The organism is Enterococcus pingfangensis (assembly GCF_005405205.1).
Classification (GTDB): domain Bacteria; phylum Bacillota; class Bacilli; order Lactobacillales; family Enterococcaceae; genus Enterococcus_A; species Enterococcus_A pingfangensis.
In genome coordinates, this window is record NZ_BJDP01000001.1 from 95,141 (window position 1) to 112,929 (window position 17,789).

Below are 17,789 nucleotides of genomic sequence, written 5' to 3' on the forward strand. Positions count from 1 at the left end.
CGCCGCGTCTCTCTTTTTATTCAAGCTAAACACGAACGTTATTAGATTTATTTCTTAAAATATTCGAATTTTATTTTGACTTACTATAGCGGTCTTGCTAAAATAAATTTGGATAAGTAATAGATAGTAATTTTTGTTTTACATTTCAAAATCTAATGGATTATATACGGAAGAGAATCTTTCAAGTTTGTATTAAAAAATCATTCTTCACTAGGAAAAGGAGCAGAATATGACTTTAGAAGTTGCAGTTATTATGGGCAGCACCTCAGATTGGGAGACGATGAAATATGCCTGTGACAGTCTTGATGAATTAGAAATCGGCTATGAAAAACGTGTTGTTTCAGCTCACCGAACACCGGATCTGATGTTTGAATTTGCCGAAAAAGCTCGCGGACGCGGAATTAAAGTTATCATTGCTGGCGCTGGCGGCGCGGCGCATTTGCCTGGAATGGTAGCAGCAAAGACCACATTGCCAGTGATCGGTGTACCGGTCCAATCGAAAGCGTTGAATGGTTTGGACTCTTTATTGTCGATTGTGCAGATGCCAGGCGGAGTACCTGTGGCTACAACAGCGATCGGAAAAGCGGGTGCAACGAATGCAGGACTACTTGCGGCACAGATGCTTTCCATGTATGATAAAAAAGTAGCTGATCGTTTGGAAGAAAAACGGCAGCGAATGACAGAAACTGTATTAGAAAGTAGTGAACGACTTGGTTAAATCGTTACAACCAGGCTCTACGATCGGGATCGTAGGCGGAGGACAATTAGGCCGCATGATGGCTATCAGCGCAAAGGAAATGGGTTTTCGCACAGGTGTGATCGATCCAACGGGAGATTGCCCGGCTGCGCAAGTTTCAGATTGGCACATTGTTGCTGATTATGACGATCAAACGGCTTTAGAAGAGATGGCCCGAAGATCGCAAGTGATTACTTATGAATTTGAAAATGTTGATGTCGATACAATCAATCATATCCAGCATTTTGCGAATATTCCGCAAGGTACCGACTTGTTGGCAATCAGTCAAGATCGTTTGATGGAGAAGTCTTTTTTAGAAAGCAATAACATTGTGATCGCGCCTTATGCGACAATTATCAGTCCGACAGATATCCAAGATGCAATCGAAGGAATCGGCTATCCTTGTGTGTTAAAAACAACTCGCGGTGGGTATGACGGCCATGGTCAGTATGTACTAAGAAGTACTGCTGATTTGGCACCATCGATGAACCTTTTACGGCAAGGAACGTGTGTTTTAGAAGCGTGGATCCCATTTGAAAAAGAACTATCTGTCCAAGTCGCAGGCAACAATCTGGGCGACTATGTGACTTTTCCAGTGGTAGAAAACATTCATCGCAACAATATCCTTCATGAAACGATCGCACCCGCGGGAATTGATGCTGCTGTTGCAAAAGAAGCCAGCCGAATCGCAAAAGTGATCGCTCAAGGAGTAGATCTAGTTGGAACGCTTTGTGTTGAATTTTTCTTAACAAAAGCTGGCGCGTTATATGTTAATGAGATTGCGCCGCGACCGCATAATTCAGGTCACTACACGATTGAAGCTTGTACGATGAGTCAATTTGAAGCCCATATTCGCGGGATCTGCGGCTGGCCGTTGAGTGAACCAAAATTATTATCAAATGCAGTGATGGTCAATGTTTTAGGTGAAAATTTGTTAAAAACATATGAGCTGATTGATTTGTGGCCAGACTGGCATTTCCATTATTATGGAAAGGCTCAGCCGAAAAAAGGACGTAAAATGGGCCATATCACGATTTTGACGGAAAGCATCCAACGAACACTGGATGATGTTAAAAAAACTGAGACGTGGGACTAATAAGCTAGTTTCAGATAGTACAAGGATTTTTATTTTATAAAAAGATTCCTTCAATTAGCAGAGAAAAAGGAGAATATAATGATACCTCGATACGCAAGAGCTGAAATGGAAAATATTTGGAGTGATGAAAATCGCTATAAAGCCTGGTTGGAAGTGGAGATTTTAGCAGATGAGGCTTGGGCAGAATTAGGAGAGATTCCTAAAGCAGATGCAGAAAAGATTCGAGAAAATGCCGGATTCAGCATCGATCGCATCTTAGAAATTGAGCAGTCAACAAAACATGATGTAGTGGCTTTTACCCGTGCGGTTTCTGAAACGTTGGGGGAAGAACGCAAGTGGGTACATTACGGTTTGACTAGTACCGATGTGGTTGATACAGCGTATGGTTATTTGTACAAACAAGCAAATGATGTTTTACGCCAAGACTTACAAGAATTTTTAGCGATCATCGGCGAAAAAGCCAAAGAACATAAAAATACTGTAATGATGGGTCGTACGCATGGAGTCCATGCTGAACCAACGACTTTCGGCTTGAAATTAGCTACTTGGTATTCAGAAATGAAACGCAACATCGAACGTTTTGAGCATGCGGCAAAAGGGGTCGAAGCAGGAAAAATCTCTGGAGCGGTTGGTACCTTTGCGAATATTCCGCCATTTGTAGAAGAGTTTGTCTGTGAAAAATTAGGGATTCGGCCACAAGAAATCTCAACGCAAGTTTTACCGAGAGATCTGCATGCCGAATATTTTTCAAGTCTTGCATTGATTGCAACATCGATCGAACGTTTCGCGACAGAAATTCGCGGATTGCAAAAATCTGAAACTCGTGAAGTAGAAGAGTTTTTTGCTAAAGGACAAAAAGGATCCTCTGCGATGCCGCATAAACGCAATCCAATCGGTTCTGAAAATATGTCTGGTTTGGCCCGAGTAGTTCGCGGTCATTTGATCACGGCTTTTGAAGATGTCGCTTTATGGCATGAACGCGATATTTCTCATTCATCTGCAGAACGGATCATCACGCCAGACACAACGATCTTGATCGATTATATGTTGGCGCGTTTTGGAAGAATCGTTAAAAACCTAACAGTCTTTCCAGAGAACATGAAGCGCAATATGCAAGCGACCTTTGGTTTGATCTACAGTCAACGGGTCATGTTGAAATTGATCGACAAAGGGATGGCGCGTGAAGCAGCTTATGACTTGGTACAACCTAAAACAGCTTATGCTTGGGACCATCAAACACAATTCCGTCCATTGCTGGAAGCCGATGAAAAGATCACAAATATTTTATCAGCTGCTGATTTGGATGACGCTTTTGACTACAATTATCATTTGAAGAATGTTGATAAAATTTTTGAACGCGTCGGAATCAAATAGAAAAGACCTCTTGCTTTTGGCAAGGGGTCTTTTTGCGTATTATGCGTAAGAATAAACGTCCACAAAACAAGTTTCATGAAGTTGTTCTAATAAACATTTGATTAAGCGATAGTCATAAATTTGCGAGTTTAATAAAATTTCGATTCGATAGGAATTTTTTAAAAATAAGTGATCTTTTAACTGTCTGATAATTAAACGGTCTTGAGTCTGATTGGAAAAATGCAAAGATTGCATCGCCTGAGATTGTTTTGGATGAAATAACTTTTTTAAATTGCGATAAGAATAAAAACTAGTATTGCAATTAAGATTATGCGTAGTATCAAGACCTAATAAAGCATTTAATAAATGCTGTTTGTCCAGTTCATTCGTTGAATCAAGAAATTTTTGAGCTGCTGCAGTTGCATCCAACATAAGCGATTCCTCCATATCGTTTATTCGAATTAAATATAGCATCATTTCCATAAAATGTAAACGTTCTCTAGAATCTGTTTTAGAATCTTTATAATTACCATTGGATTAAACACGAACATTTAACGATTATTTTTATTATAATATACGATAAAATATTGAAATATCAATTTTCAGTTGGTACACTAAAGATGAAAGTAATAAACGAATGATTTGTTGTTCTTAGTTTGTAAATGTTCATTAAAAGGGAGCGTTATATCGTGGAAAAAGGGAATCTACTGTATGAAGGAAAAGCAAAACAATTATTTCAAACAAATGACTCTGAAGTTATCTGGGTCGAATATTTAAATCAAGCGACTGCTTTGAATGGCGCAAAGAAGGATCAAATAAAGGGAAAAGGCGAACTTAATAATCAAATCACTAGTTTGATCTTTGATTATTTGAAGAGCAAAGAAATTAAGAATCATTTTATTAAAAAATTGTCTGCTAATGAACAACTGATTCAAGCGGTTGAGATCATCCCTTTAGAAGTAGTTGTTCGAAATGTCGCTGCTGGAAGTTTTTCTAAGCGATTGGCAATTTTGGAAGGGACACCTTTGAGTTCGCCAATCGTTGAATTTTACTACAAGAATGACGAACTGGATGATCCGATGGTTATTGATGATCACATCTTATTTTTGGAAATTGCTACAACTGAAGAAATCGCGCAATTGCGCCAAATGGCGTTAGAAGTGAATCAAGCGTTGATTGAACTATTTGATTCGATAGCGATCAAATTGATTGATTTTAAATTAGAATTTGGCCGCCAAAAAGAGGGCTCGTTATTGTTAGCAGACGAAGTTTCGCCGGATACTTGCCGTTTGTGGGATAAAAAAACGAATGAACACCTAGATAAGGATATTTACCGTCGCGATTTAGGCGACATCGTTCCAGTTTATCAAGAAGTCTTAAATCGATTAGAAAAGCGAGGAGAATAGCATGTATTTTGTGAAAGTTTATGTAACGTATAAGGATTCTGTATTGGACCCGCAAGGAGAAGCAGTCAAAGGAGCTGTCCATCGTTTGGGCTATGATGAGATTGAGGATGTTCGAATCGGAAAATATTTTGAAATCAAAGTTGCTAAAAGCAATCGTCCAGTCGAAGTGATGATCGAAGAAGTTTGTGACAAATTATTAGCCAACGTCAATATGGAAACGTATCGTTATGAAATTTCGACATTGGAGGAAGCCTAACATGAAATTTGCAGTCATTGTGTTTCCTGGCTCAAATTGTGATTTAGATCTGTTTTGGGCAATGAAAGAAATCATGGGAGCGGAGTGCGAGTATGTTCGTTATGATGCAGACAGTCTTGAAGGATTTGACGGCGTCTTGTTACCCGGCGGATTTTCTTATGGCGATTACTTGCGTTGCGGAGCAATTGCTCGCTTTGCCAATATTATGGCTGAAGTTGTTCGTTTTGCCGAAGAAGGCAAGCCGGTTTTCGGCACTTGCAACGGTTTTCAAATTTTGACAGAAGCCGGTCTTTTGCCGGGTGCATTGCGGCGAAATGAGTCGCTGAAATTTATTAGTAAAATTACGCCATTGAAAGTTGTTAATAACCAAACGAAATTCACCTCTGAATACGATCCGGCTGAAGTAATCCAAATTCCAGTCGCTCACGGCGAGGGAAATTATTATTGCGATGAACCAACTTTAGCGGAATTGAAAGCAAACAATCAAATCGTCTTTACTTATGAAGGCGAGAATATCAATGGCAGTGTTGAAAATATCGCTGGAATCATAAACAAAGCGGGAAATGTCCTTGGAATGATGCCCCATCCCGAACGAGCAATGGAAGAATTGCTTGGTTCAGCCGATGGCAAAAAGTTCTTCGCGTCTATTTTAACTAATTTTGAAAAGGTGGCGGCAAACTAATGATGAAATTGGAACCAACAGCTCAAGAGATCAAAGATCAGCGTATTTATGCTGGATGGGGCTTGACCGATGAGGAATATCGTTTGATTTCAGAAGACATTCTTGGCCGCTTGCCGAATTACACCGAAACGGGTCTTTTCTCAGTTATGTGGAGTGAACATTGTTCTTATAAAAATTCGAAACCTGTTTTACGAAAATTTCCAACAGACGGACCGCAAGTTTTGCAGGGACCAGGTGAAGGTGCTGGAATCGTGGATATCGGCGATGGTCAAGCGGTGGTTTTCAAAGCGGAAAGCCATAACCATCCTTCAGCGGTAGAACCTTACGAAGGTGCGGCAACCGGAGTCGGCGGGATCATTCGGGATATTTTCAGTATGGGTGCGCGCCCGATCGCATTATTAGACTCTTTGCGTTTTGGCGAATTAACTACTCCGCGGACAAAATATTTATTGGAAGAAATTGTTGCCGGAATCAGCGGGTACGGCAACTGTATCGGCATTCCAACTGTTGGTGGAGAAGTTGCGTTCGATCCTTGTTATGAGGGCAATCCTTTAGTAAACGCGATGTGTGTTGGCTTGATCGATCATAAAGATATCCAAAAAGGTCAAGCGAAAGGCGTCGGCAATTCGATCATGTATGTCGGTGCTAAAACTGGACGCGATGGGATTCATGGCGCGACCTTTGCTTCTGAAGAATTCATTGAAGGGGAAGAGCAGCAACGCTCAGCAGTCCAAGTCGGCGATCCGTTCATGGAAAAATTATTACTGGAAGCGTGTTTGGAATTGATCTTAGATCATGCGGATATTTTAGTTGGGATTCAAGATATGGGTGCCGCTGGATTGGTTTCATCGAGTGCTGAGATGGCATCAAAAGCCGGCTCTGGGTTGAAACTTTATTTAGATGATGTTCCGCAACGAGAAACAAATATGACGCCTTATGAAATGATGTTATCAGAATCACAAGAACGGATGTTGATCTGTGTTGAACAAGGACATGAAGCAGAAGTTATTGAACTATTTAAACGTTATGAGTTAGATGCGGTGACGATCGGTGAAGTAACCGATGACGGGATGTATCGCTTGTATCATTACGGCGAAGCGGTAGCGAACTTGCCGGTGGACGCGCTAGCAGAAGATGCGCCGGTCTATCAAAATGAAAAGCAGGAGCCTGATTGGATCAAAGAATTTGCTGAGTTAGCAGATTTTAAACCGAGCGTGACTGATCCTACTGAAGTATTGTTGGAGTTATTGCAGCAGCCAACAATCGCATCAAAAAAAATGATTTATGAAACTTATGATTCGCAAGTACGCACGAATACGGTTGTCCGTCCAGGAAGCGATGCCGCAGTACTGCGTGTTCGCGGAACAAATAAAGCGTTGGCAATGACGACTGATTGCAATGCACGATACTTGTACTTGAATCCTGAAATCGGCGGACAGATCGCTGTGGCTGAAGCGGCTCGCAATATTGTAGCATCTGGCGGGCAGCCGTTAGCAATCACAGATTGTTTGAACTATGGATCGCCAGAAAAACCAGAAGGCTTTTGGGAATTATGGACTTCAGCCGACGGAATTGCAGAAGCATGTCGTGCGTTGAATACGCCAGTGATTTCTGGAAATGTCTCGATGTACAATGAAACAAACGGCAAATCGATTTACCCAACACCGGTGATCGGAATGGTAGGTTTGATTGAAGAACTGGCACATATTACTACGCAAGATTTTAAACAAGCGGGCGATTTGATTTATGTAGTTGGTGAGACAAACGCTGATTTTAATGGAACCGAGATCCAAAAAATGCAAAAAGGTTTCATTGAAGGGAAACTGATGGCTTTTGATCTAACTGTCGAAAAAGCCAATCAAGAGCTAGTTCTTTCAGCAATCAGAGCAGGTTTGATTGAAAGTGCGCACGATTGTGCAGAAGGCGGCTTAGCAGTGGCAATCGCTGAATCAGCCTTCAATAATCTTTTAGGGGTTGAAGCAACCCTCCAACTGTCGGTTGAAAATCTTTTTGCAGAAACACAATCACGCTTTGTGTTGTCAGTAAAACCAGAAAATCAAGCAGCTTTCGAAGCTTTAGCGGGAGAAAAAGCGATCCAAATCGGAAAAGTCACAGCTAGCAACAAACTTAAATTGACCGCTTCTGACGGCGAAATCGACGTAACCACGAAAAAGGCCAGAGAATTATGGGAGGAAGCCATTCCATGTCTAATGAAGTAAAAAGTTTAAATGAAGAGTGTGGCATTTTTGGCATCTGGGGACACCCGGATGCCGCTCGAGTCACTTATTTTGGCTTACATAGCTTGCAGCATCGGGGGCAGGAAGGTGCTGGAATCGTTAGTAATGACAGCGGAAAATTGAATGGGACACGCGGTTTAGGCTTATTGTCTGAAGTTTTCAAAGATGAACGTCATTTGAATCAGCTGACCGGTCAAGCGGCAATCGGACATGTTCGGTATGCGACTGCTGGGACTGGCAGTGTCGATAATATCCAACCCTTCTTATTCAAATTTTATGATGGCGACTTTGCATTGGCACACAACGGCAATTTGACAAATGCCAAAAGTTTACGCAAGGAATTGGAACAAAATGGCGCAATCTTCCATTCAAATTCTGATACAGAGATCTTGATGCATTTGATCCGCCGCAGTCAAAAAGCGACGTTATGCGAGCGAATGAAAGAAGCGCTGAATACTGTAAAAGGTGGCTTTGCTTATTTAATGATGACAAAAGATTCAATGGTGGCGGCGCTTGATCCAAACGGGTTCCGACCATTATCGATTGGGCAAATGGTCAATGGTGCGTATGTCGTCGCATCGGAAACTTGTGCACTAGAAGTTGTCGGCGCGACATTTATTCAAGACGTCAATCCTGGTGAAATCATCACCATCAATGACGAAGGATTAACGGTTGAGCAGTTCACAGAAGATACACAACATGCGATTTGTTCAATGGAATATATTTATTTTGCACGACCAGATTCAAATATTGCAGGAGTCAATGTCCACAGTGCCCGAAAAAATATGGGACGGATTTTAGCACAAGAAGCAGAAATTGAAGCGGATATGGTCGTTGGTGTACCAAATTCCTCACTGTCGGCGGCTAGCGGCTACGCCGAAGAATCGGGTATCCCCTACGAGATGGGTTTAGTAAAAAATCAATATGTTGCTAGAACATTCATCCAACCAACTCAGGAATTACGCGAGCAAGGGGTTCGGATGAAACTTTCAGCGGTTCGCGGTGTCGTAGCGGGTAAGCGTGTCATTATGGTCGATGATTCGATCGTACGCGGGACGACAAGCCGTCGAATCGTAAATCTTTTAAAAGAGGCTGGAGCAAAAGAAGTCCATGTTCGAATCGCTTCACCGCCGTTACGTTATCCTTGTTTTTACGGCATCGATATCCAGACACGAAAAGAATTGATCGCAGCAAACCATTCAGTTGAAGAAATTCGCGAAGTGATCGGTGCAGATTCATTATCGTTTTTAAGCGAGGATGGGTTGATCAATGCGATCGGTTTAAATTTCGATGCACCTTATTCAGGCTTATGTATGGCATATTTTAATGGTGACTACCCAACGCCGCTATATGATTATGAGGCACATTATCAAGCAACTTTGAAAGAAAAAATGTCATTTTTGTAAAAATGAGCAGATCAAAAAGGAGAGAATCGAGTGGGAAATGCATATTCCAGAGCCGGTGTTGATGTAGAAGCGGGTTATGAAGTCGTTGAGCGAATCAAAAAACATGTAAAAAGAACCGAACGTTTAGGTGTGATGGGGGCGATTGGCGGTTTTGGCGGATGTTTTGATTTAAGTCAATTTAAGTTGAAAGAGCCCGTTTTAGTATCTGGAACAGATGGTGTCGGAACTAAATTAATGGTCGCAATCCAAGCGGATAAACACGAGACGATCGGGATCGATTGTGTAGCGATGTGCGTCAATGACATCGTCGCGCAAGGGGCTGAACCTTTGTACTTTTTGGATTATATCGCGACAGGGAAAAACATACCAGCACGATTGGAACAAGTTGTCGCCGGGGTAGCAGAAGGCTGCGTGCAAGCTGGAGCTGCCTTGATCGGCGGAGAAACAGCAGAAATGCCGGGGATGTATGGAGAAGACGATTATGATCTAGCTGGTTTTACAGTCGGTATCGCTGAAAAAAGCCAAATGATCACTGGAGAAAAAATCAAGTCAGGTGATTTATTAATCGGGTTGCCTGCATCAGGGATCCATTCTAACGGTTATTCTTTGGTGCGTAAGATTTTCTTTGAAATGCATGATTTCTCAATCGATGAGAAATTACCAGAACTAGCCGGCGAACTAAGTGATGAGATTCTGACACCGACAAAAATCTATGTTGACGCAGTTTTACCATTGATCAAAAAAGAATTAGTCAACGGGATCGCCCATGTGACCGGGGGCGGTTTTGTTGAAAATCTGCCGCGGATGCTGCCGGCCGATTTAGCATGCGAGATCGAATTGGGCTCATGGCCGGTTTTGCCAATTTTTAATGCTTTAGCAAAGTATGGCGAAATCCCTGAAATGGAAATGTATGAAATCTTCAATATGGGGATCGGTATGGTACTGGCAGTTTCTCCAGAAAAGTTGGCTGATCTGCAAACGGATCTAAACAAACGAGCCGAGCCTTCTTTTATTATCGGTAAAGTAACGGAAAAACAAGAAGCCGCAATCAGTTTTAAAGGAGCTGAGGAATGAGAATAGCCATTCTAGCCTCAGGAAATGGATCGAACTTTGAAGTGATCGCCCAAGCGGTCAAAGAAAAGAAAATCGCTGCCGAAATCGTTCTATTATTTTCGGATCATCGCGATGCATATGTATTGGAGCGGGGGAAGAAATTTAAGATTGCTTGCGAAAGTTTTGAAGTAAAAGAATTTCCTGATAAAAAACAATATGAAACAGCCTTATTAGATTTATTGAAACGATACGAAGTGGAGCTAGTAGTATTAGCGGGCTACATGCGGATCATCGGAGAAGACTTGCTTGCCGCTTATCCAAAGCGAATAATCAATATACATCCAGCATTACTGCCTGATTTTCCCGGTTTGCATGGGATTAAGGATGCGTATGAAGCCGGTGTGAAAGAAACTGGCGTGACGATCCATTATGTCGACAGCGGTGTCGACACCGGTCCGATCATTGCTCAAAAAGCGGTGCAAATTGAAAAAACGGATAGTTTATTTGATTTAGAAACAAAGATCCATCAGGTGGAACATCAATTGTATCCAAAAGTTCTGGCAAAAATCGTTGAAAATGAGCGACCTTAGCTAAAAAAGTATAGAAAATCTTTATTGTTAAAATTAAATCGAAATCAGAACGGGATTCTGATTAAGCTAGAAAGCACAGAAAAACTATATCATCAGACAGGAGAATCAAAATGACAAGAGCGTTGATCAGTGTTTCAGACAAAACGGGAGTTGTCGAATTTGTAAAAGGATTGGTTCAAGCAGGGATCGAAATCATTTCTACCGGCGGGACTAGAAAGGTTTTAACTGAAGCAGGGATCCCAACTTTGAGTATTGATGAAGTAACCGGTTTTCCAGAGATGATGGATGGTCGAGTGAAAACATTGCATCCTAAGATTCACGGCGGTTTGTTAGCGCGACGTGATTTGACAAGTCACATGACTGCTATGAAAGAACAAGACATCCAACCAATCGATTTCGTTTGTGTGAATCTATATCCTTTTAAAGAAACGATTGAAAAACCAGCAGTGACTGAAGCAGAAGCAATTGAAAATATTGATATCGGCGGACCGAGTATGCTGCGTTCGGCAGCTAAAAATTTCGCTTCCGTAACAGTCGTTGTTGATCCGAAAGATTATGCTCTTGTATTAGCAGAAGCAAAAAATGAGCAAGGAACGTCATTAGCCACGCGTAAACAGTTAGCGGCAAAAGTTTTTCGTCATACGGCGGCTTATGATGCGCTGATTGCGGATTATTTGACTAAGCAGACAGCTGACAGCGAGCCAGAAAAATTGACTCTGACTTATGATTTGAAGCAACCGTTGCGTTATGGTGAAAATAGCCATCAGACTGCCGCATTTTATCAAAATGCGTTGCCTGTTCCTTATTCAATCGCAAGTGCGCAACAACTACACGGCAAAGAGCTGTCTTATAACAATATCAAAGATGCCGATGCGGCACTTCGAATCATCAGAGAATTTACCGAACCGACTGTTGTCGCGTTGAAGCACATGAATCCTTGCGGAATCGGCAGCGGCAAAACAATTTCAGAAGCGTACCGGTTTGCTTATGAAGCTGACCCAACATCGATTTTTGGCGGGATTTTAGTGGCTAATCGTGAGATTGACCTGGCAACAGCGGAAGAGCTGCATAAATTATTTTTAGAAATTGTTATCGCACCAAGTTTCAGCAAAGAAGCGTTTGAAGTATTGTCGGGCAAGAAAAACTTGCGGCTGTTGACGTTGGATTTTAGCGAACAGGTAAATGAAAATAACCAGCCTGAAGTGGTCGCTGTTTTAGGCGGACTATTGGTTCAAGATCAAGATATCATTGAAGAAACACCGACAAAATGGGAAGTCGCAACGGATCGTCAACCAACTGAAAGTGAATTAAAGGCCTTAGCGTTTGCTTGGAAGGCAGTCAAACACGTGAAATCCAATGCGATTGTTGTTGCCAACGAACATCAAACAGTTGGTGTTGGTGCGGGTCAAATGAATCGTGTCGGTTCAGTCAAATTAGCTTTGGAAGCCGCGAAAGGCCGAATGGATGGTGCCGTTTTAGCCAGCGATGCCTATTTCCCAATGGACGACAGCGTCGAATATGCTGCTCAGCATGGAATCAAAGCAATTGTTCAGCCGGGTGGAAGTATCAGAGACAAAGATTCGATCGCAATGGCAAATAAATACGGTGTGACGATGGTCTTTACAGGTGTTCGTCATTTCAGACATTAATTTGAGGAGGACTCCATGAAATTATTGATTATTGGCAGCGGCGGTCGCGAACATGCCATCGCAAAAAAGCTGTTGGCTAGTACGAAAGTCCGCGCTGTTTTTTGTGCCAAAGGAAACGTTGGGATGAAAAAAGATGGGATACAATTAGTAGATATTTCTGAAGAGGATCATGGAGCGCTGATCTCTTTTGCTCAACAAAATAAAATCGATTGGACTTTTGTCGGACCAGAGATTCCTTTGCTTAACGGAATTGTCGATGATTTTCAAGCGGCGGGTCTTAAAATCTTTGGGCCGAACAAAGCGGCAGCCTGTATTGAAGGGTCTAAAGAATTTGCGAAAAAATTGATGGAAGACAACGACATTCCTACTGCTGATTACGAAGTGTTCACGGATTATCAAGCTGCGTGTGCTTACGTAAAAGAAAAAGGTGCGCCGATTGTGATCAAAGCAGATGGGCTGGCGGCAGGTAAAGGGGTGACAGTTGCGTTGACTTTAGCTGAAGCGTTGCAAGCCTTGACGGAAATGATGGCTAATCATCGTTTCGGTAAAAGCGGCGATAAAGTTGTGGTGGAAGAATTTTTAAGCGGTGAAGAATTTTCGTTGCTCGCATTTGTGAATCGTGAAAAGGTCTATCCGATGGTAGTTGCCCAAGATCATAAACGGGCGTATGACGAGGATCTTGGACCAAATACTGGCGGAATGGGCGCATATTCTCCCGTACCGCAAATTTCAACAGAAATGGTCGAATCCGCTGTCGAAAAAATTCTAAAGCCGGCAGCGGCAGGAATGGTCAAAAATCAAACGCCTTTTACAGGGATCCTTTATGCAGGTCTGATCGCAACTGCGAATGGACCGAAAGTAATCGAATTCAATGCGCGGTTTGGTGATCCGGAAACGCAAGTTGTTTTGCCGCGCCTAACAAGTGATCTTGCCCAAATAATCGCTGACTTGTTAAATGATCAAGATCCTGAGTTGATTTGGAGTGATCAAGCTGCTGTCGGTGTCGTATTAGCAGCAGAAGGATATCCTGGTGATTATCAAAAAGGATTAGCTGTACCAAAATTTGGAGATCAGGCAACGATTCTTTATGCTGGAGTGGTCGATGATGATCAAGGCGTGATGCGTTCCTCTGGCGGACGTGTTCTTTTAGCAGCCGCAGAAGCCGCAACAATTGCAGAAGCTCAAAAACAGGTCTATCAAGCATTGACGCAGGCTGATACAACCGGTTATTTTTATCGTAAAGATATTGGCGCAAAAGCTCAAAAATAAACAGAAAAAACGGCCTTAGAGTCGTTTTTTTGTTGCCTCTAAGCAAGAGAATAAAAATGACAGGTTTCATTAAAAGTGTTAGACTTAACATGAAGAAAACATTAGAAAGGAATGTGTCCTAGAAGAAAGAATAATTTGATTGTTATAGCGAAAGAAGATGAACGTTTATTAAAATCAATTTCATTTCAGAGCATAGCGAAAGAGGAGAGAATCATGGAAAGGAAAGGATCCAAGGTTGATGAAAAGCATGAATTGCAGGTGATTTTGGCAGAACTGCCTAATTCTCAATATTTAAAGATATTATTGGCTCAAATCATGCGGCATTATGATCCTAAAATCAAGTATATTTTCCAAAAACAAACAGGTTGGCAGTTAGTAATTGAACAATACGATGGGTTGCTTTGCCGAATCAACATTCATAAAGAGTATTTTTCTGTTATTATACCATTCCCGGATTTTGGCATAAGTTATCTCACACCAATGGTGAAAGTGATGTCGAATGAATTCAAAGAAAAATTTGAAACTGTTTCAAAAAATACACAACAAATCGAAATGAAAGTAATGAATGAAGAAGAAATGGAAGATGTTATCTTCTTAGTTAGTCTACAGGCTAAAAAATTAAGAAAATTAGTAGTTTGAAACTTAATGTTCGTGTTTTAGACCGTTTGTTTTAAAAATAGCTTGCTTTTTAACTGAATATGTTGTAAATTACATAGGGCGATAGCGCTCTATGTTTTTTATTTTATTCACTGGAGGCCATTATGAAAGTATTTGATTATGAAGATATTCAGTTGATTCCTAATAAGTGTATCGTAAACAGTCGGTCAGAATGCGATACGACGGTTCAATTAGGCAAGTTTAGTTTTAAGATGCCGGTAGTACCAGCCAATATGCAAACGATTATTGATGAAACTATTGCAGAATTTTTGGCGGAGAATGGGTACTTTTATATTATGCATCGCTTTTATGAAGAAGAACGAATTCCCTTCATAAAGAAAATGCAGTCTCGTGGCTTGTTTACATCGATCAGTGTTGGTGTAAAGGGTTATGAATATGACTTTGTTAAACAATTAGCCGAAGAGAAATTAAATCCTGATTTTATTACGATCGATATTGCCCATGGCCATTCAGATCCAGTTATCAATATGATCAAGCATATCAAGAAATATTTACCTGAAACCTTCGTCATTGCCGGAAATGTCGGAACTCCTGAGGCAGTGCGTGAATTGGAAAATGCCGGAGCCGATGCAACGAAGCTTGGGATTGGACCTGGGAAAGTCTGTATCACAAAAATCAAGACAGGATTTGGAACTGGCGGCTGGCAATTGGCAGCCTTAAGCTGGTGTGCCAAAGCCGCTCGTAAACCAATCATTGCAGATGGCGGAATCCGTACCCACGGTGATATCGCTAAATCAATCCGTTTTGGCGCAACGATGGTCATGATTGGATCGTTATTTGCCGGACACGAAGAATCACCGGGCGAAACAAAGGTGGAAGACGGTGTCGTTTACAAAGAATATTTTGGCAGTGCCTCTGAATTTCAAAAAGGCGAAAAGAAAAATGTCGAAGGCAAGAAAATTTGGATTCCTTATAAAGGTTTATTAAAAGATACATTGGTTGAAATGCAGCAAGATCTGCAATCAGCGATTTCATATGCTGGTGGAAAAGATTTAGAAGCCTTGCAAAAAGTTGATTACGTAGTTGTTAAAAATTCAATCTTTAATGGAGATACGATTTAGAGCGATTTTGATCGCTCTTTTTTTATAGGGTCTATTCTGGAATCATTATATTAAGCAGCATTTTATTTGGAAACTGACAATTTCCAACCGTTCTATTGACAGATACAAATGATTGGAGTAGCGTTAAATCATCCAATATTGAATGAGGAGATCTTATGTGGGAGTTATCAGGTAAAAAAGCAACACCGATTTATCAGCAGATTATTGAACAAGTCATTACTTATATTCAAGCCGGAACGTTAAAACCAGGAGATAAATTACCGGCAGAGCGAAAGCTCGCGGCATTTTATCAAGTGAATCGTTCAACCGTAGTGCACGCATTAGATGAATTAGTCAGTCTTGGCTGGGTATTGCGCCGCCAAGGAAGTGGAACGATCGTAAATGAAGGAAATTGGGGGCGTAGCACGACGCCGCGGGTTGATTGGCGCAGTTTATTTACTAAAGAATCACATCCTAATGAGCCGTTTTTAGAAAAAATTCAAGCGTCACTGAACGATCCAAATGCCATGGATCTGTATTCTGGTGAATTACCGTTAGGCCTGATCCCGGATTTTCGTTTTCCTTCCTATACATGGGAAGAATTATTATTAGAAGAGAAAAAACAAAGTCCTTTAGGGTACCAACCGCTGCAGCAGGTGATTTGTCAGCGGATCAAGGCCGAACAGAAAATCGACATTTCATCCAATCAAGTCTTGATCACTTCTGGAGCGCAGCAAGCGATGTTTTTACTACTGCAAGTCATGTTGCAGAGCGGAGACAGTGTTGCGATTGAAGATCCCTCGTTTTTATATTCATTGCCGATTTTTGCCAGTGCTGGCGTTAGACTTTATGGAGTAGAAATGGATCGCGAAGGAATGCGTATCGATAAGTTGGAGCAATTGATTTTGACGAAGAAAATCAAGCTGATTATTCTTAACCCGACTTTTCAAAATCCCACGGGCTCAACGATGTCGAAACGACGGCGAAATGAATTGATCAAACTGAGTCAAAAATATCAGCTGCCGATCGTAGAAGATGAGGTTTTCAGCGAATTGAACTTTAGCGCGATCCCGCCTTCGTTAAAGGAACTTGCGCCGTATCAAGTGATTCATCTAGGGTCGCTGTCGAAAATTTTCGGCTCTTCGATCAAGATCGGCTGGGTCGTTGCTGATCAAGACTTGATTCAACGGTTGTCCGAAGCAAAACAGATGATGGATTTTTCAATCAGTGTTTTTCCGCAAGTGATTGCTCATACCGCGCTAACAGATCCGCATTTTAAAAAAAATCAAGTGACTTTAGTTGCAGCTTTAAACCAAAGAGCGCAGGCATTTTGTGAGGAGGCGCAGGTGATTGCGGACGATTGGAACGTTTCAAAAATTGACGGAGGAATCTATGTTTATTTAACTTGGCGTCACCGTCATCTGACACGCAAAGATTGGGAAGTTTTTTTGCGGGAGAAAATAGTGATCGCCCCGGCTTTTCTTTTTAGTAATGATACAATGGCTATGAGGGTAAATTATACTCGAATGACGGCGGAAATGCGCCAGCAGTTTTTTTTGAAGTTGCAATTGATCTCAAATGAACTAAGGAGGAATTAGATGGAAGCGTTAGAAATTATGAAACAGCACCGGACTTACCGAAACTTCGACGAAACGTATCAACTGTCAAAAGAAGAGTTGCAAACAATTTTACAAGCCAGCCGCCAAGCACCAAGTTGGATGAATGGCCAGATGTACAGCATTATTGTTGTGAAAGACCGTGGGATCCGCGAACAGCTGGTTGCGCTGAATCCACGAAATCCGCATATGCTGCACAGTTCAGTCTTCTTAGTTTTCGTGGCTGATTTAAAGCGAACTCAAAAAGTTGCGGAGCATTACAAAGTGGACTATCGAATTGATGAAGGCTTAGACCCGTTGATCACGGCTGTCACAGATACCGCCTTGGCGTTAGAAAATGCGGTGATTGCGACGGAGGCTTTAGGTTTGGGGTCTGTAGTAGTTGGAAGCATTCGAAAAGATATTTCTGAGATTGGAAAACTATTGCAATTGCCGGATTATGTATTGCCAGTTGCAGGCTTGAGTATCGGTAAACCATCCGTAGAAATGCGGGTCAAACCTCGCTTGCCAAAAGAAACGGTGATCCACTATGACACGTATCAAGAGTATGATTATTCATTGATTGAAGAATACGACGATACGATGGAGAAGTTTGCTGAAGCGCGTGAAACCAAACGCTGGAGTAAAAAGTTTGCAGACTACTTTGAAAGCTCACCAAACAAGCAAGTTGATGAGTTTCTGAAAGAAAACAAATTCTTCCAATCTTAAGTTTGACAGTAACA

At 41.6% G+C, this 17,789-nt stretch carries 17 protein-coding genes; 16 read left to right on the top strand and 1 reads right to left on the bottom strand.

Translation table 11 applies throughout. The features are described from left to right. The first annotated feature begins 229 nt into the window (after positions 1-229). The 3 genes from purE (at position 230) to purB (ending at position 3,206) form a co-directional block, all read left to right on the top strand. Positions 230-718 carry a 5-(carboxyamino)imidazole ribonucleotide mutase gene (gene purE, locus FFM63_RS00435; RefSeq protein ID WP_137608373.1) on the top strand — a complete coding sequence of 163 codons (489 nt, stop codon included), beginning with the start codon at positions 230-232 and terminating at the stop codon, positions 716-718. Continuing rightward, positions 711-1,832 carry a 5-(carboxyamino)imidazole ribonucleotide synthase gene (gene purK / locus FFM63_RS00440; protein ID WP_171000166.1) on the top strand — a complete coding sequence of 374 codons (1,122 nt, stop codon included), beginning with the start codon at positions 711-713 and terminating at the stop codon, positions 1,830-1,832. Before purE ends, purK begins: the two co-directional genes overlap by 8 nt. 78 nt (positions 1,833-1,910) lie before the next feature. Further along, positions 1,911-3,206: an adenylosuccinate lyase gene (gene purB / locus FFM63_RS00445; RefSeq protein WP_137608375.1), complete on the top strand. Its 1,296-nt coding sequence runs from the start codon at positions 1,911-1,913 to the stop codon at positions 3,204-3,206. A gap of 39 nt (positions 3,207-3,245) precedes the next feature. Here the strand turns inward: purB and FFM63_RS00450 are convergent, their stop codons facing one another. After that, complete coding sequence (locus FFM63_RS00450; protein ID WP_137608376.1) at positions 3,246-3,617, bottom strand: hypothetical protein; 372 nt, start codon at positions 3,615-3,617, stop codon at positions 3,246-3,248. Between the two features lie 257 nt (positions 3,618-3,874). Between FFM63_RS00450 and purC the strand changes: the two genes are divergently transcribed. The 13 genes from purC to FFM63_RS00515 all read left to right on the top strand — a co-directional run bounded on the left by purC (position 3,875) and on the right by FFM63_RS00515 (position 17,775). After that, positions 3,875-4,591 (top strand): phosphoribosylaminoimidazolesuccinocarboxamide synthase, encoded by a 717-nt coding sequence (purC, locus tag FFM63_RS00455; protein WP_137608377.1) that lies wholly within the window; start codon positions 3,875-3,877, stop codon positions 4,589-4,591. 1 nt (position 4,592) lies between these two features. Continuing rightward, positions 4,593-4,847 carry a phosphoribosylformylglycinamidine synthase subunit PurS gene (gene purS, locus FFM63_RS00460; protein ID WP_137608378.1) on the top strand — a complete coding sequence of 85 codons (255 nt, stop codon included), beginning with the start codon at positions 4,593-4,595 and terminating at the stop codon, positions 4,845-4,847. Between the two features lies 1 nt (position 4,848). Next, positions 4,849-5,529, top strand: a complete 681-nt coding sequence (gene purQ, locus FFM63_RS00465) for a phosphoribosylformylglycinamidine synthase subunit PurQ (protein ID WP_137608379.1) — start codon at positions 4,849-4,851, stop codon at positions 5,527-5,529. Continuing rightward, positions 5,529-7,748 carry a phosphoribosylformylglycinamidine synthase subunit PurL gene (gene purL / locus FFM63_RS00470; protein ID WP_137608380.1) on the top strand — a complete coding sequence of 740 codons (2,220 nt, stop codon included), beginning with the start codon at positions 5,529-5,531 and terminating at the stop codon, positions 7,746-7,748. Before purQ ends, purL begins: the two co-directional genes overlap by 1 nt. Then, positions 7,733-9,172, top strand: a complete 1,440-nt coding sequence (purF, locus tag FFM63_RS00475; protein ID WP_137608381.1) for an amidophosphoribosyltransferase — start codon at positions 7,733-7,735, stop codon at positions 9,170-9,172. The genes purL and purF overlap by 16 nt, the downstream gene beginning before the upstream one ends. Before the next feature lie 30 nt (positions 9,173-9,202). Then, on the top strand, positions 9,203-10,246 hold the full coding sequence (purM, locus tag FFM63_RS00480; RefSeq protein ID WP_137608382.1) for a phosphoribosylformylglycinamidine cyclo-ligase: 1,044 nt from the start codon (positions 9,203-9,205) through the stop codon (positions 10,244-10,246). Continuing rightward, complete coding sequence (gene purN, locus FFM63_RS00485) at positions 10,243-10,815, top strand: phosphoribosylglycinamide formyltransferase (protein ID WP_137608383.1); 573 nt, start codon at positions 10,243-10,245, stop codon at positions 10,813-10,815. Before purM ends, purN begins: the two co-directional genes overlap by 4 nt. Positions 10,816-10,925: 110 nt before the next feature. Continuing rightward, the gene (gene purH, locus FFM63_RS00490; protein ID WP_137608384.1) at positions 10,926-12,464 is read left to right on the top strand and encodes a bifunctional phosphoribosylaminoimidazolecarboxamide formyltransferase/IMP cyclohydrolase; all 1,539 of its coding nucleotides are present in this window, start codon (positions 10,926-10,928) and stop codon (positions 12,462-12,464) included. 15 nt (positions 12,465-12,479) lie between these two features. Then, positions 12,480-13,733, top strand: a complete 1,254-nt coding sequence (gene purD / locus FFM63_RS00495) for a phosphoribosylamine--glycine ligase (protein WP_137608385.1) — start codon at positions 12,480-12,482, stop codon at positions 13,731-13,733. 213 nt (positions 13,734-13,946) lie between these two features. Beyond that, positions 13,947-14,372, top strand: coding sequence for a DUF3788 family protein (locus tag FFM63_RS00500; protein ID WP_137608386.1), 426 nt, complete (start codon positions 13,947-13,949; stop codon positions 14,370-14,372). Between the two features lie 122 nt (positions 14,373-14,494). Then, positions 14,495-15,472: a GMP reductase gene (gene guaC / locus FFM63_RS00505; RefSeq protein ID WP_137608387.1), complete on the top strand. Its 978-nt coding sequence runs from the start codon at positions 14,495-14,497 to the stop codon at positions 15,470-15,472. A 155-nt stretch (positions 15,473-15,627) separates the two neighbouring features. Beyond that, positions 15,628-17,049: an aminotransferase-like domain-containing protein gene (locus FFM63_RS00510; RefSeq protein ID WP_137608388.1), complete on the top strand. Its 1,422-nt coding sequence runs from the start codon at positions 15,628-15,630 to the stop codon at positions 17,047-17,049. Beyond that, positions 17,050-17,775 carry a nitroreductase family protein gene (locus FFM63_RS00515; protein WP_137608389.1) on the top strand — a complete coding sequence of 242 codons (726 nt, stop codon included), beginning with the start codon at positions 17,050-17,052 and terminating at the stop codon, positions 17,773-17,775. The last annotated feature ends 14 nt before the right edge of the window (positions 17,776-17,789 follow it).

Excerpts from the sequence above, each read along its gene's own strand:
- purE (WP_137608373.1), top strand. The coding sequence starts at position 230 with ATGACTTTAGAAGTTGCAGTTATTATGGGCAGCACCTCAGATTGGGAG.
- purB (WP_137608375.1), top strand. The coding sequence starts at position 1,911 with ATGATACCTCGATACGCAAGAGCTGAAATGGAAAATATTTGGAGTGAT.
- FFM63_RS00450 (WP_137608376.1), bottom strand. The coding sequence starts at position 3,617 with ATGTTGGATGCAACTGCAGCAGCTCAAAAATTTCTTGATTCAACGAAT.
- purS (WP_137608378.1), top strand. The coding sequence starts at position 4,593 with ATGTATTTTGTGAAAGTTTATGTAACGTATAAGGATTCTGTATTGGAC.
- purQ (WP_137608379.1), top strand. The coding sequence starts at position 4,849 with ATGAAATTTGCAGTCATTGTGTTTCCTGGCTCAAATTGTGATTTAGAT.
- purL (WP_137608380.1), top strand. The coding sequence starts at position 5,529 with ATGATGAAATTGGAACCAACAGCTCAAGAGATCAAAGATCAGCGTATT.
- purF (WP_137608381.1), top strand. The coding sequence starts at position 7,733 with ATGTCTAATGAAGTAAAAAGTTTAAATGAAGAGTGTGGCATTTTTGGC.
- purN (WP_137608383.1), top strand. The coding sequence starts at position 10,243 with ATGAGAATAGCCATTCTAGCCTCAGGAAATGGATCGAACTTTGAAGTG.
- purH (WP_137608384.1), top strand. The coding sequence starts at position 10,926 with ATGACAAGAGCGTTGATCAGTGTTTCAGACAAAACGGGAGTTGTCGAA.
- purD (WP_137608385.1), top strand. The coding sequence starts at position 12,480 with ATGAAATTATTGATTATTGGCAGCGGCGGTCGCGAACATGCCATCGCA.
- FFM63_RS00500 (WP_137608386.1), top strand. The coding sequence starts at position 13,947 with ATGGAAAGGAAAGGATCCAAGGTTGATGAAAAGCATGAATTGCAGGTG.
- guaC (WP_137608387.1), top strand. The coding sequence starts at position 14,495 with ATGAAAGTATTTGATTATGAAGATATTCAGTTGATTCCTAATAAGTGT.
- FFM63_RS00510 (WP_137608388.1), top strand. The coding sequence starts at position 15,628 with ATGTGGGAGTTATCAGGTAAAAAAGCAACACCGATTTATCAGCAGATT.
- FFM63_RS00515 (WP_137608389.1), top strand. The coding sequence starts at position 17,050 with ATGGAAGCGTTAGAAATTATGAAACAGCACCGGACTTACCGAAACTTC.